This is a genomic window from Streptomyces sp. NPDC052773 (assembly GCF_044547145.1).
Lineage (GTDB): Bacteria > Actinomycetota > Actinomycetes > Streptomycetales > Streptomycetaceae > Streptomyces.
In genome coordinates this window covers 1-14,004 of the sequence record NZ_JBITZX010000015.1, presented here as the reverse complement: position 1 = coordinate 14,004, position 14,004 = coordinate 1, and the positions used below count along the sequence as shown (strand labels likewise).

5 protein-coding genes, 1 tRNA gene and 1 rRNA gene are annotated in these 14,004 nt (G+C 70.2%); 1 reads left to right on the top strand and 6 read right to left on the bottom strand.

All coding sequences use genetic code 11. The annotated features are described in order from the left end of the window. Window positions 1-255 precede the first annotated feature (255 nt). The 3 genes from ACIG0D_RS27905 to ACIG0D_RS27895 all read right to left on the bottom strand — a co-directional run bounded on the left by ACIG0D_RS27905 (window position 256) and on the right by ACIG0D_RS27895 (window position 9,744). The gene (locus ACIG0D_RS27905; RefSeq protein WP_399806114.1) at window positions 256-3,006 is read right to left on the bottom strand and encodes a DNA translocase FtsK; all 2,751 of its coding nucleotides are present in this window, start codon (window positions 3,004-3,006) and stop codon (window positions 256-258) included. Between the two features lie 312 nt (window positions 3,007-3,318). Beyond that, complete coding sequence (locus ACIG0D_RS27900; RefSeq protein WP_166002632.1) at window positions 3,319-3,999, bottom strand: two-component system response regulator; 681 nt, start codon at window positions 3,997-3,999, stop codon at window positions 3,319-3,321. Between the two features lie 285 nt (window positions 4,000-4,284). Further along, window positions 4,285-9,744 (bottom strand): HAMP domain-containing protein, encoded by a 5,460-nt coding sequence (locus tag ACIG0D_RS27895; protein WP_399806111.1) that lies wholly within the window; start codon window positions 9,742-9,744, stop codon window positions 4,285-4,287. 386 nt (window positions 9,745-10,130) lie between these two features. On the opposite strand from ACIG0D_RS27895, the gene ACIG0D_RS27890 reads away from it, so the two are divergent. Beyond that, window positions 10,131-12,893, top strand: a complete 2,763-nt coding sequence (locus ACIG0D_RS27890) for a SpoIIE family protein phosphatase (RefSeq protein WP_399806109.1) — start codon at window positions 10,131-10,133, stop codon at window positions 12,891-12,893. 95 nt (window positions 12,894-12,988) lie between these two features. On the opposite strand, the gene ACIG0D_RS27885 is transcribed toward ACIG0D_RS27890, so the two are convergent. The 3 genes from ACIG0D_RS27885 to rrf form a co-directional block, all read right to left on the bottom strand. Beyond that, window positions 12,989-13,061, bottom strand: a tRNA-Thr gene (locus ACIG0D_RS27885). 75 nt (window positions 13,062-13,136) lie between these two features. Then, window positions 13,137-13,799 carry a DegT/DnrJ/EryC1/StrS family aminotransferase gene (locus ACIG0D_RS27880; RefSeq protein ID WP_399806393.1) on the bottom strand — a complete coding sequence of 221 codons (663 nt, stop codon included), beginning with the start codon at window positions 13,797-13,799 and terminating at the stop codon, window positions 13,137-13,139. Between the two features lie 114 nt (window positions 13,800-13,913). Further along, window positions 13,914-14,004: ribosomal RNA gene (gene rrf / locus ACIG0D_RS27875) — 5S ribosomal RNA — on the bottom strand; the annotation flags it as partial.

Genomic DNA, 14,004 nt, shown 5'->3' with positions numbered 1-14,004 from the left:
CGCCTTTCGAGCGTGTAGCCACCTGCTGGAGGTTCAGTCTAGGGGGGGTGCGAAAGGGTGGGGCAACCGGGCGGTAGGACTTTGTACGCCATCGGAATGGCCGGTCATCCCGACGGTCGGGTACACGGTTTTCGCTTCCCTCAACTTGACGTACGCCGAAGGGAAACGGTTGCTCACCGTTCCCTTACGGGTGAGTCACGATCATGCAACCGGAGTATCGCGTCCCACCCGCGGGACCACCGCGCCACCGTCTCCCTACGCTTCAGACTCCCCACGAATCATGGCGAGCACGCCATCCAGCTCGTCCGGTTTCACCAGCACGTCCCGCGCCTTGGAGCCCTCGCTCGGCCCGACGATGTTCCGGGACTCCATCAGGTCCATCAGCCGCCCGGCCTTGGCGAAGCCGACCCGCAGCTTGCGCTGGAGCATCGAGGTCGACCCGAACTGCGTGGAGACGACCAGCTCGGCCGCCTGGCACAGCAGGTCGAGGTCGTCGCCGATGTCCTCGTCGATCTCCTTCTTCTGCTTGGTCCCGACGACGACGTCGTCCCGGAAGACGGGCGTCATCTGGTCCTTGCAGTGCTGGACGACGGCCGCGACCTCCTCCTCGGTCACGAAGGCGCCCTGCATACGGGTCGGCTTGTTCGCGCCCATCGGCAGGAACAGCCCGTCACCCTTGCCGATCAGCTTCTCGGCGCCCGGCTGGTCGAGGATGACCCGCGAGTCGGCCAGCGAGGAGGTGGCGAAGGCGAGCCGGGAGGGCACGTTCGCCTTGATGAGCCCGGTGACGACGTCCACGGACGGCCGCTGGGTGGCCAGCACCAGGTGGATGCCCGCCGCGCGCGCGAGCTGCGTGATGCGCACGATCGCGTCCTCGACGTCCCGCGGCGCCACCATCATCAGGTCGGCCAGCTCGTCCACGATCACCAGCAGATACGGATACGGCTGCAGCTCGCGTTCGCTGCCCTCCGGCGGCTTGACCTTCCCCTCACGCACCGCGCGGTTGAAGTCGTCGATGTGCCGGTAGCCGTACGCCGCCAGGTCGTCGTACCGGAGGTCCATCTCCCGTACGACCCACTGGAGCGCCTCGGCGGCCCGCTTCGGGTTGGTGATGATCGGCGTGATCAGGTGCGGGATGCCCTCGTAGGCGGTCAGCTCGACCCGCTTGGGGTCGACCAGGATCATCCGCACGTCCTCCGGGGTCGCCCGCATCATGATCGAGGTGATCAGGCAGTTGATGCAGGACGACTTGCCGGAGCCGGTGGCGCCCGCGACCAGCATGTGCGGCATCTTCGCCAGCGAGTGCATGACGTATCCGCCCTCGACGTCCTTGCCGAAGGCGACCAGCATCGGGTCGTCGTCCTCCGCCGACTCCGCGAGCCGCAGCACGTCGCCGAGGTTCACCATCTCCCGGTCGGTGTTCGGGATCTCGATGCCGACCGCGGACTTGCCGGGGATCGGGCTGATGATCCGCACGTCCGGGCTGGCGACGGCGTACGCGATGTTCTTGGTCAGCGCGGTGATCCGCTCGACCTTCACGGCGGGGCCCAGCTCGACCTCGTAGCGCGTGACCGTCGGCCCGCGCGTGAAGCCGGTGACCCGCGCGTCGACCTTGAACTCGGTGAAGACGGTGGTCAGCGCCTCGACGATCGCGTCGTTGGCGGCGCTGCGCGCCTTGCCGGGCCCGCCGCGCGTGAGAAGGTCCAGCGACGGCAGGGCGTAGGTGATGTCGCCGGACAGCTGGAGCTGCTCCGCGCGGGCCGGCAGGTCGCGGGGCTTGCTCGGGGGCGTCTTGGTGAGGTCGGGGACCGCCGGCTTCAGCTGCTCCTGCTGGGGCCGCGCGGCCGGCACCGGCGTCGGAGTCGGAGTCGGAGTCGGAGTCGATGTGGTCGGCTCGCGGTCCTCGGTCCGCACACCCTGGGTCAGGTCGGCGACCACCGGCGACGGGGGCATGCCGTGCAGCACGGCCCCGTCCAGCGCCGCGGCGGCGGCAGCGGCCACGTCCACGGCGTCCATCTGCCGGTCCGGCTCCGGCTGCGGCACCGCGGCGCGCCGGGGCCGGCCGCGGCGCCGCGACAGGGCTTCCTGCTCCGCGCTGTCCGGGTCGTACAGCTCCGGGGCGGGCCCCCGTCGGCGCGGGCGCGCGGGCAGCGCCTCGCGCCACTGCTCGTCGTAGCGCTCGTCGTCGCCGTACGCCTCGAACACGTCCGGCTCGGGATCGCGGACCAGGCCCAGCCGCACGCCGAGCAGCCGCAGCCGCTGCGGGATCGCGTTGACCGGCGTCGCGGTGACCACCAGCAGGCCGAAGAGGGTCAGCAGCACCAGCAGCGGTACGGCCAGCACCTCGGTCATGGTGTACGTCAGCGGGGTCGCCGCGGCCCAGCCGATGAGGCCGCCGGAGTCCCGTATGGCCTGCATGCCGTCGCTGCGCGCGGGCGAGCCGCAGGCGATGTGGACCTGCCCGAGCACGCCGATGAGCAGCGCGGACAGGCCGATCACGATCCGGCCGTTGGCCTCGGGCTGCTCGGGGTGGCGGATGAACCGTACGGCGATCACCGCGAGCAGGATCGGCACGAGCAGGTCGAGCCGCCCGAAGGCGCCCGTCACGATGATCTCGACGAGGTCGCCGACGGGGCCGCGCAGGTTCGACCAGGTGCCCGCGGCGACGATCAGCGCGAGGGCGAGCAGCAGCAGGGCGACGCCGTCCTTGCGGTGCGCCGGGTCGAGGTTCCTCGCGCCCTGCCCTATGCCGCGGAAGACGGCGCCGACAGCGTGCGCGAGGCCGAGCCACACCGCGCGGACGATCCGGTACAGGCCCCCGGTCGGGCTGGGCGCGGGTCTCGGCGGCGCGGCCTTCTTCGCCGCGGCCTTCCTTGCGGGCGCCTTCTTGGCCGGAGCCTTCTTCACGGGGGCCCTTTTCGCAGCGGCCTTCTTCGCCGGAGCCTTCGCGGGAGCGACCGCCTTCTTCGCGGGCTGCTTCTTGGCTGCGGAGGGACGTGAGGCCATAGGTGTGAGGTTACCGGGGGAGCCGACAGGGGACACGTGTGCCTCCTGCTTCACCCGTTCGTGTCGCCCTTGCGCGGTACGGAAACTGACGCAAGTTCACGGGCGACGGCCACCGCCTCCGAGGGCATGGGCCACGGCCTCGCCGCACCGCCGCCCGGCACCACCCGGGACCGGCCGCACCACGGCAGCACCCCCGGCATCGCCCGCGCGACGGTACGGCCCTCGGCCGCCCGAGAGAGCCCACGCCCACCCGAGCCGACCCGCCGGCAAGCCAACAGCCCCCGCGGAGCCGTCAGTTCCGCGCCGGAAGGATCAGCCCTGTGAGGGCACCGACGACACCCCGCCGGTGCCCGGCTCCAGCGCGTCCAGCGCCCGTCGCAGCCCGGTCAGCTTGCGCTCCAGATGCGCGGCCGTGGCCACCACGGCCGCGTCCGCCGACTCGTCGTCCAGTTGCTTGGACAGCGCCTCGGCCTGCTCCTCGACCGCCGCGAGCCGGGCGGACAGCTCCGCGAGCAGTCCGGCGGCCTCCTTGCCGCTGCCGACCGCGCCCTTGCCGCCGCCCTCCAACTGGAGCCGCAGCAGCGCCGCCTGCTCCCTGAGCTGGCAGTTCTTCATGTACAGCTCGACGAAGACCGAGACCTTCGCGCGCAGCACCCACGGGTCGAACGGCTTGGAGATGTAGTCCACCGCGCCCGCCGCGTACCCGCGGAAGGTGTGATGCGGTCCGTGGTTGATCGCGGTGAGGAAGATGATCGGGATGTCCCGCGTCCGCTCGCGCCGCTTGATGTGGGCGGCGGTTTCGAAACCGTCCATGCCCGGCATCTGGACATCCAGCAGAATGACCGCGAAATCGTCCGTGAGCAGTGCTTTGAGCGCTTCCTCCCCGGACGATGCCCGCACCAGCGTCTGATCGAGCGCAGAGAGGATCGCCTCCAGCGCCAGCAGATTCTCCGGCCGGTCATCGACCAGGAGGATCTTGGCCTTCTGCACCATGGCCCGCCCTCCTCGCCCCGGCAGTGCACCGGGCGCCGCCCCAGGGGACGACTCCGTTACGCCGCCCGTCCTCGTGCCGGTCATCGTAGCCGCACCCCGCCTGTCGCCACACCCTGTCACCGCGATGTCACTGTGCACGTAGCGGAAACGCGGCGGGAGACCGGAGGGTTCCCAGAATCGCGTACGTCCACACGGTCTCCGCCACACCGAGTCGGCGAACGCCCGTGAACTCTCACACGTTCCGCCACATCCGCACACACGCCCGGTGCACGACCTGCGCGAGCATCACTCACCGCGCATCCACTGCTCCATCACGGTCAGCAGGTGATCGGGGTCGACCGGCTTGGTGACATAGTCGGACGCACCGGACTCGATCGCCTTCTCCCGGTCGCCCTTCATCGCCTTCGCGGTGAGCGCGATGATCGGCAGCCCGGCGAACTGCGGCATCCGGCGGATCGCCGTCGTCGTGGCGTACCCGTCCATCTCGGGCATCATGATGTCCATCAGGACGACCGCCACGTCGTCGTGCTGCTCCAGCACCTCGATGCCCTCACGGCCGTTCTCTGCGTACAGCACCGACAGGCCGTGCTGCTCCAGGACGCTGGTCAGTGCGAACACGTTGCGGATGTCGTCGTCGACGATCAGCACCTTCTCGCCGTTGAACCGGACCCCTTGCTGCGTCTGCGGCGCGCTCTCCTGGTCGGCGGGCGACCAGTGCTCGGGCGTCGTGATCGGGTGCTGGGTGATCGAGGCCCGGCGCCGGCGCCGGAAGAGCGCGGCCGCGCCGTTCTGCGTCTCGTGGTACGACTTCACCTCGGCCGGCGTCTCGATCGCCTGGTCCGCCTGCCCCGGCTCCAGCGCCAGCGGCTCGCCCGCCGACGGCATCGCCTGCGGGTAGCCGTGCGGCGGCAGCTCGCCCGGGTGCAGCGGCAGATAGAGCGTGAACGTCGAACCGCGGCCCGGCTCGCTCTGTGCGTGGATCTCACCGCCGAGCAGCTGCGCGATCTCCCGCGAGATGGACAGGCCCAGGCCCGTACCGCCGTACTTGCGGCTGGTGGTGCCGTCCGCCTGCTTGAACGCCTCGAAGATCACCCGCATCTTGCTCGCCGCGATCCCGATCCCGGTGTCGGTCACCGAGAAGGCGATCAGCTCAGCGTCCGGGTCGGTCAGCGAACCGGCCTCCAGCAGCTGCTCCCGGATCGCCTGCGGAACGTCGTCCCGCGCGGGCCGGATCACCAGCTCCACCGAGCCGGAGTCGGTGAACTTCACCGCGTTCGACAGCAGGTTGCGCAGCACCTGGAGGAGGCGCTGCTCGTCGGTGTGCAGGGTGGCCGGCAGCTCCGGCGAGACCCGCACCGACAGGTCCAGGCCCTTCTCCGCGGTCAGCGGCCGGAAGGTGGCCTCCACGTAGTCGACGAGCTGGACCAGCGCGATCCGCGTCGGCGAGACGTCCATCTTGCCCGCCTCGACCTTCGACAGATCGAGGATGTCGTTGATCAGCTGAAGCAGGTCGGACCCGGCGCCGTGGATCGTCTCCGCGAACTCGACCTGCTTCGGCGTCAGATTGCCGTCCGCGTTGTCGGCGAGCAGCTTGGCCAGGATCAGCAGCGAGTTCAGCGGCGTCCGCAGCTCGTGCGACATGTTCGCCAGGAACTCGCTCTTGTAGCGCATCGACACCGCGAGCTGCTCGGCGCGCTCCTCCAGGACCTGCCGCGCCTCCTCGATCTCGGTGTTCTTCACCTCGATGTCGCGGTTCTGCTGGGCCAGCAGCTCGGCCTTCTCCTCGAGTTCGGCGTTGGACGCCTGGAGCGCCTTCTGCCGGTTCTCCAACTCGGCGGACCGCTCGCGCAGTTGCTCGGTCAGCTCCTGCGACTGCTTCAGCAGCACCTCCGTCTTGGTGTTGACGGAGATGGTGTTGACGCTGGTCGCGATCATCTCGGCGATCTGGTTGAGGAAGTCCTTCTGGATCTGCGTGAACGGCGTGAACGAGGCCAGCTCGATGACGCCGAGCACCGTGCCCTCGAACAGCACCGGCAACACGATGACCTGCGCGGGCGGCGCCTCACCGAGTCCGGAGGAGATCTTCAGATAGCCGCTCGGCGCGTTCTCGACCAGGATGGTCCGCTTCTCCTTGGCTGCCGTGCCGACCAGCGCCTCGCCCGGCCGGAACGACGTCGGCATGGAGCCCATCGAGTAGCCGTACGACCCGAGCATGCGCAGCTCGTACTGGTCGTCGTTCTCACCGCCCAGATCCTGGTCGTCGGCCAGCGGCATCGCCAGGAAGAACGCGCCGTGCTGCGCGGAGACCACCGGCGTCAGTTCGCTCATGATCAGCGAGGCCACGTCCTCCAGATCGCGGCGGCCCTGCATCAGCGCCGAGATCCGGGCCAGGTTGCCCTTCAGCCAGTCCTGCTCCTTGTTGGCGATCGTGGTGTCGCGCAGGTTGGCGATCATCTTGTTGATGTAGTCCTGAAGCTCCTGGATCTCGCCCGAGGCGTCCACGTCGATCTTCAGGTTCAGGTCGCCGCGGGTCACCGCGGTCGCCACGCGGGCGATGGCCCGCACCTGCCGGGTCAGGTTCCCGGCCATCTCGTTCACGGACTCGGTCAGGTCCCGCCAGGTGCCGTCCACGTCCCGCACCCGCGCCTGACCGCCCAGCTGGCCCTCCGTGCCCACCTCACGGGCCACGCGGGTGACCTCCTCGGCGAAAGAGGACAGCTGGTCGACCATCGTGTTGATGGTCGTCTTCAGCTCCAGGATCTCACCGCGCGCATCGATGTCGATCTTCTTCGTCAGGTCACCCTTGGCGATGGCCGTGGTCACCATGGCGATGTTGCGCACCTGACCGGTCAGGTTGGACGCCATCTGGTTCACCGACTCGGTGAGGTCCTTCCACGTGCCCGCCACACCCGGCACGTGCGCCTGCCCGCCGAGGATGCCGTCCGTGCCCACCTCACGGGCCACCTTGGTGACCTGCTCGGCGAACGAACTCAGCGTCTTCACCATGGTGTTGAAGGTGTCGGCGAGCTGCGCCACCTCACCGCGCGCCTCGATCGTCACCGTCCGCGTCAGGTCACCGTTGGCGACCGCCGCCGCGACCTGCGAGATGTTCCGCACCTGCATGGTGAGGTTCTTCGCCATCAGGTTGACGTTGTCGCTGAGGTCCTTCCAGATGCCGGTGACACCCGGCACGTGCGCCTGGCCGCCCAGGATGCCCTCGGTGCCCACCTCGCGGGCCACCCGGGTCACCTGCTCGGCGAAGCTCGACAGCTGGTCCACCATCGTGTTCACGGTGGTCACCAGCTCCAGGATCTCGCCCTTGGCGTCGACCGTGATCTTCTTCGACAGATCGCCCTTGGCGACCGCGGTGGTGACGTCGGCGATGCTACGCACCTGCACGGTCAGGTTGTTCGCCATGAAGTTCACCGACTGGGTGAGGTCCTTCCAGGTGCCGGACACCCCCTGCACCTCGGCCTGACCGCCCAGCTTGCCCTCGGTGCCCACCTCGCGGGCGACGCGGGTGACCTCCTCCGCGAACGACGACAGCTGGTCGACCATCGTGTTCAGCGTGTTCTTCAGCTCCAGGATCTCCCCGCGCGCGTCCACGGTGATCTTCTGCGACAGATCACCGCGCGCCACCGCGGTCGCGACCTGCGCGATCTGCCGCACCTGCGCCGTCAGGTTCCCGGCCATGCCGTTCACCGAGTCGGTCAGATCACGCCACACACCGGCGACGCCCGGCACCTGCGCCTGACCTCCCAGCCGGCCCTCCGTGCCCACCTCGCGGGCCACCCGGGTCACCTGGTCGGCGAACGCGGACAGCTGGTCGACCATCGTGTTGATGGTGTTCTTCAGCTCCAGGATCTCGCCGCGCGCGTCCACGGTGATCTTCTGCGACAGGTCACCGCGCGCCACCGCGGTCGTCACCTGCGCGATCTGCCGCACCTGCGCGGTCAGATTGCCGGTGATGGAATTGACCGAGTCGGTCAGCTCCTTCCACGTCCCGGACACGCCCGGCACCTGCGCCTGACCGCCGAGCCGGCCCTCGGTGCCGACCTCCCGCGCCATCCGCGTGACCTGGTCGGCGAACGACGACAGCTGGTCCACCATCGTGTTCACGGTGTTCTTCAGCTGGAGCATCTCGCCGGAGACGTCCACCGTGACCTTCTGCGAGAGGTCACCGTTGGCCACCGCCGTGGTGACCTGCGCGATGTTCCTCACCTGTCCGGTCAGATTCCGGAACGCCGTGTTGACGGAGTCCGTCAGGTCCTTCCAGGTGCCCGCCGCGCCCGGCACCTGCGCCTGACCGCCCAGCTCACCCTCGTCACCGATCTCCCGCGCGACGCGCGTGACCTCGGAACCGAACGCGGAGAGCTGGTCCACCATCCCGTTGACGGTGTTCTTCAGCTCCAGCATCTCCCCGGCCACGTCCACCGTGACCTTCTGCGACAGATCGCCGTTCGCCACCGCCGTCGTCACCGCGGCGATGTCCCGCACCTGAGTGGTCAGGTTCCGGAACACGGTGTTCACCGAGTCCGTCAGGTCCTTCCACGTCCCGGCCGCGCCCGGCACGTTCGCCTGCCCGCCGAGCCGCCCCTCCGCGCCGACCTCGTTGGCCACGCGCGTGACCTCGTCCGCGAAGATCCGCAGCGTCTCGGTCATCTGGTTGATGGTCTCGGCGAGCTGCGCCACCTCACCGCGCGCCTGCACGGTCACCTTGCGGGACAGATCACCGTTGGCGACCGCGGTCGTCACCTCCGCGATGCCCCGCACCTGGGCCGTCAGGTTGCCGGCCATGGTGTTCACCGAATCGGTGAGTTCCTTCCACACGCCGTCCACCCCGGGCACCTGGGCCTGACCGCCCAGCTCGCCCTCCGTGCCCACCTCGCGCGCGACCCGCGTCACCTCGGAGGAGAACGCCGACAGCTGGTCCACCATCGTGTTGACGGTGTTCTTCAGCTCCAGCATCTCGCCGGCCACGTGAACCGTGACCTTCCGGGACAGATCACCCTTGGCGACCGCGGTCGTCACCAGCGCGATGTCCCGCACCTGCGCGGTCAGCCGGTGCGCCATCGTGTTGACGGACTCCGTCAGGTCCTTCCACGAACCCGACATACCGCGCAGCCGCGCCTGCCCGCCCAGCTTGCCCTCGGTCCCGACCTCGCTGGCCACCCGCGTGACCTCGTCGGTGAACGTCGACAACTGGTCGACCAGGTTGTTCACCGTCCGCCCGACCTTCAGGAACTCCCCGCGCAGCGGATGCCCCGTCCCGTCCGGCGCCTGCGTCCGCAGATCCATCCGCGGCGACAGATCACCCTCGGCCACCGCCGACAGCACCCGGCTGACCTCCGACACCGGCCAGACCAGATCGTCCACCAGCGCGTTCGAGGCGTCGATCGCCGCCGCCCACGAGCCCTCGCAGGCCCCGGTCTCCAGCCGCTCCGTGAGCTTTCCCTCACGACCGACCACCCGCCGCACCCGCGACAGCTCACCCGTGAGATGGAGATTGCGGTCCGCCACCTCGTTGAAGACCGCCGCGATCTCCGCCATCACGCCGTCCCCGGACACCGTGAGCCGCCTGCGGAAATTCCCGTCACGCATGGCCACCAGGGCCGCCAGCAACCGGTTCAGGGCAGCGGTGTCCACCTCGGTGGTGCTCCCGCTCGGCGCGTTGCGCCGCTTGCCCAGGGACGGTCCGCCCTTCGCGCGCGTCTTCGTGCCCCGCGTCGCTGCGCCAGACTCCACTGTGTCCCTCCCGCAAGGGTCGACCATTACTGCTGTGCTCGGGTGCTGCTGCTGCCGGTGCTTCGGCGTACCACTCGCTCCCGCACGGTCCCGCCAGGCCACACCACGCCGTACCCAGGGCTGCTGCCCCGCCCCGACGGATCACACGCGGCCTGCCCGAACCACAACCAGAAGCCTGCCCAGTGTTTCACCCCGGCCCAACCAGGCCATAACAGTTCGGCAGCTTCGCACACCGTCCGCACACCCTCCGGACGGAAACACTGCAGACCGGCATCCGCATGGACCGCGAAGGTAAGTAACCTTGCATCCGGCTGTCCAGCCACGCCGGTCCGTCCGGCCTGGGCGGTGGCACGAGAACGAGCGGGCATGGAGGGGCGGCCGCACACATGACCACCGGACTGATCCCCGGGGGACAGCCCCCGGACCCCCGGCCGACGGGCGGCCTGCCGCCCCAGACCCGGCATGAGCCCGAGCCCGCGCCGGACGGCCCCGGGGCCCGGCACGACGAAAGCAGGTCGAGGAGTTCCGTGATCACCGCGCGCGCGGCCGCCAGCTTCGACCCCGTGGGGCGTTCTGTCGCGTCCGCCCGCTCCTTCGTCCGCGACACCCTCCAGGGCTGGGGCTGCGCCGACATCGTGGACGACGCCGTCGTCCTCACCAGCGAGCTGGTCACCAACGCCGTCGTCCACGCCGGCACCGCCGCCGACGTCCTGTGCCTGCGCACCGAGGACGGCGTCCGCATCGAGGTCGCCGACCGCTACCCGGAACGCGAGGTCCCCCTCCAGAGCGCGGCCGTCACCATGAGCAGCCCCGACCGCGAGGGCGGCCGCGGTCTCCAGCTCTGCGCGGCCCTCGCCGCCCGCTGGGGCGTGGAGTACACCCCCACCCACAAGAACGTCTGGTTCCAGCTCACCCTCCCCGAACGCGCGGTCGGCACCCGCACCGCGGGCCCCTCCCTCCCCGCCGACCTGCTGCCGCTCGCCGACGGCCGCGTCCGCGTCGCCGTCATCCAGATCGACCGCACCGGCGCCATCACCGCGTGGAACGAGGACGCCGAGGAACTCTTCGGCTACCAGGCCGACCTCGTCACCGGCAAACCCCTCACCGACCTCGCCGCCTGGCCGCACACCCCGGGCACCAGCACCGGCATCGCCGAAGCCCTCCAGCTCTCCCGCTGGGAGGGCAGCTACGGCATCCGCGACGCCTCCGGCCGGGTCGTCCCCGTATACGCCTCCCACCTCCGCGTCCGCGACACCGCCGGCGAACCCTCCACGGTCTGCCTCCTCGTACGCGACCACGAACGCGCCGTCCTCCAGACACCGCTGCGCCACGTCTCCCCCGACGCCCCGCCCGCCGGCGAGGGACAGAGCTCCGACCCCTTCGAGATCTTCATCGGCTCCCCCGCCCCGGACGACCTCGACGGCCTCCTCCAGCGCACGGTGGAACGCGCCCGCGACATGCTCGACGGCGACTCCGCCTTCCTCCTGCTCGCCACCGACGACGAGACGGAACTCGAGGTCCGCGCCTCCACCGGCCTGCCCTCCGCCCGCCAGCGCTTCGCCCGCGTCCCCGTCGAGGCGGGCCCCGGCCGCTACGGCTCCGCCCGGATGCCCGCCGTCCACGACGACCTCACGGCCGTCCCCGGCGCGGTCCCGCTCCTCAACGGCACCGGCATGCGCTCGGTCGTCACCGTCCCCCTCAAGGTCGAGGGCCGCCTCACCGGCTCCCTCGGCGTCGCCGCCGAGGCCCCCGGCCGGTACAGCAACGAGGAAGCCCTCCGCCTCCAGTTCGCGGCCGACCGCATCGCCCTGGCCGTCGAATCCGCCCGCCTCGGCGAACTCGAACGCCTCCGCCGCGGCTCCCTGAGCTTCCTCGTCGAGGCCTCCGACCTCCTCGCCGGCACCCTCGACCGCGACCAGACCCTGGCCCTCATGGCCCAGATGACGGTCCCCACCCTCGCCACCTGGTGCGCCGTCTACACGATCGCCGACCAGGCCTCGGAGCCGTACCTCTCGTACGTCCTGCACGAGGACGAGGAACTCATCGACGGCATCAAGTCGCTGCTGTCGAAGATCCCCCCGCCGGACCCGGTCCCCACCCCCGGCGCCCGCGTCTGGTCCGCCCCCGCCGAGGCCGCCCACCAGGCCGCGCTCCGCTCCTCCATGCGCAGCCTCGGCCTCGGCGAACCGGCGACGGTCAGCTCGGGCATCGGCCCCACCCTCGCCACGGCCGCCGCCGTCGGCGGCGAGACCGTCGTCCTGCCGCTCGTCGCCCGCAACCGCGTCATCGGCATGCTGACCCTCGGCAAGCCCACCGACGAACACTTCCGCCAGGAAATCCTGGAACTCGCCGAGGACTTGTCCCGCCGAGCCGCCCTCGCCCTCGACAACGCCCGCCTCTACTCCGAGCGCACGGCCATCAGCCAGTCCCTCCAGCGCAGCCTCCTCCCGCCGGAGTACCCGCAGATCGACGGCGTCGAGGTCGAGGTCATCTACCGCGCCGCCGGCGAGGGCAACGAGGTCGGCGGCGACTTCTACGACGTCTTCCCCATCCGCGACGGCGTCTACGGCTTCGCCATCGGCGACGTCTGCGGTACGGGCCCGAACGCCGCCGCCGTCACCGGCCTCGCCCGGCACGCGCTGCGCCTGCTCGCCCGGGAAGGCCTCAGCGGCCCCGCAGTCCTCGAGCGCCTGAACTCCGCCATCCTCGACGAGGGCGCCCGCAGCCGCTTCCTGACCCTGCTCTACGGCGAGCTGCGCCCCCAGGACGACGGCAGCGCCGAACTGAAGGTCGTCTGCGCCGGCCACCCCCTCCCGCTGCGCCTGCGCCAGGACGGCACGGTCGAGGCGGCAGCGGAACCCCAGCCGCTCCTCGGTGTCCTGGAGGACCTGGAGCTCTACGAGCAGACCGTCACCCTCGACCCCGGCGACGTCCTGCTGTGCGTCACGGACGGCGTCACCGAACGCCGCGAGGGCTCCCGCATGCTGGGCGACGACGGCCTCGCCGACGTCCTCACCACCTGCACCGGCCTCACGGCGGGCGCGGTCGCGGCCCGCATCATGCGCGCCGTGGAACGCTTCGCCTCCGACGCCCCGTCCGACGACATGGCCATCCTGGCGATGCGCGTCCCCGGTCTCCAGAACGCCTGAAACGGTCCGGGCCCCAGCGGCCCGGACCACGGCTGGACAACAGCCGGACAACGACAAAAGGCCCCCGCCCGAAAGGGCGGAGGCCTTTTCCTCTGAGCCCCCAAACGGAATCGAACCGTTGACCTTCTCCTTACCATGGAGACGCTCTGCCGACTGAGCTATAGGGGCCTGTCGCTTTTTCGAGGTTTCCCTCGCGGCAACGGAATAGATCATACCCCGAACAGACCCGTGCTCCAAAACCGATCAGAAGGCGGGCTGCAAAAGCCCTCCGAGCGCGTTGCACGCGGACACGATCCGCTGCATGTCCCGCTTGGTCAGAGAGGCGTCCACCGGCAGCGCCAGCGTCTCGTCGGCGGCCCGCTCGGTCTCCGGCAACGCCACGCACTGCCGGAACCCCGGCAGCCGGTGCACGGGCGTCTTCACCGGCACCCGGCAGACAACTCCCTTGGCCCGTACGGCCCGTGCGAAGGCGTCCCGGTCCGGCCGCCCGTTCCCCGGCACCCGCACGACGTACTGCTGATAGGTGTGCCCGACCCCGCCCTCCGGCGTCCGCACACCCTTCAACCGCGCGTCGAGATACCCGGCCCGCTGCCGCCGCTGGGCTATCTCGTCGTACGGCGCCTCCGACTCGCCCTGTTCCAGCACCAGCAGCCCGTGCCGCTGACCGAGCGCGTGCATCCGCACCACATCGGCCGGCCGCCCGAAGCGATGGACGACAACGACGGCCCCGGTCCGGGGAGTTATGGCGGCCTCGACCGCGGAGGGGTCGAGGCAGTAGGTCGCCGGATCTATGTCGGCGAACACCGGGAGCGCACCGGCCTGGGTCACCGCTTCGGCGACTTCGACGTTCCCGAAGGCCGGTACGACGACCTCGTCACCGACTCCGACGCCGGCGGCCCTGAGCATTGCAGCAGTACCCATGCTGCGGATGGTGGTTGCGCCACGTGAACTTCAAGTGACGGACAACAAAAAAGGGTTGGACCCGGAACCGAAGTTCAGGGTCCAACCCTTTGAAGAATTGTTCGGCGGCGTCCTACTCTCCCACAGGGTCCCCCCTGCAGTACCATCGGCGCTGTAAGGCTTAGCTTCCGGGTTCGGAATGTAACCGGGC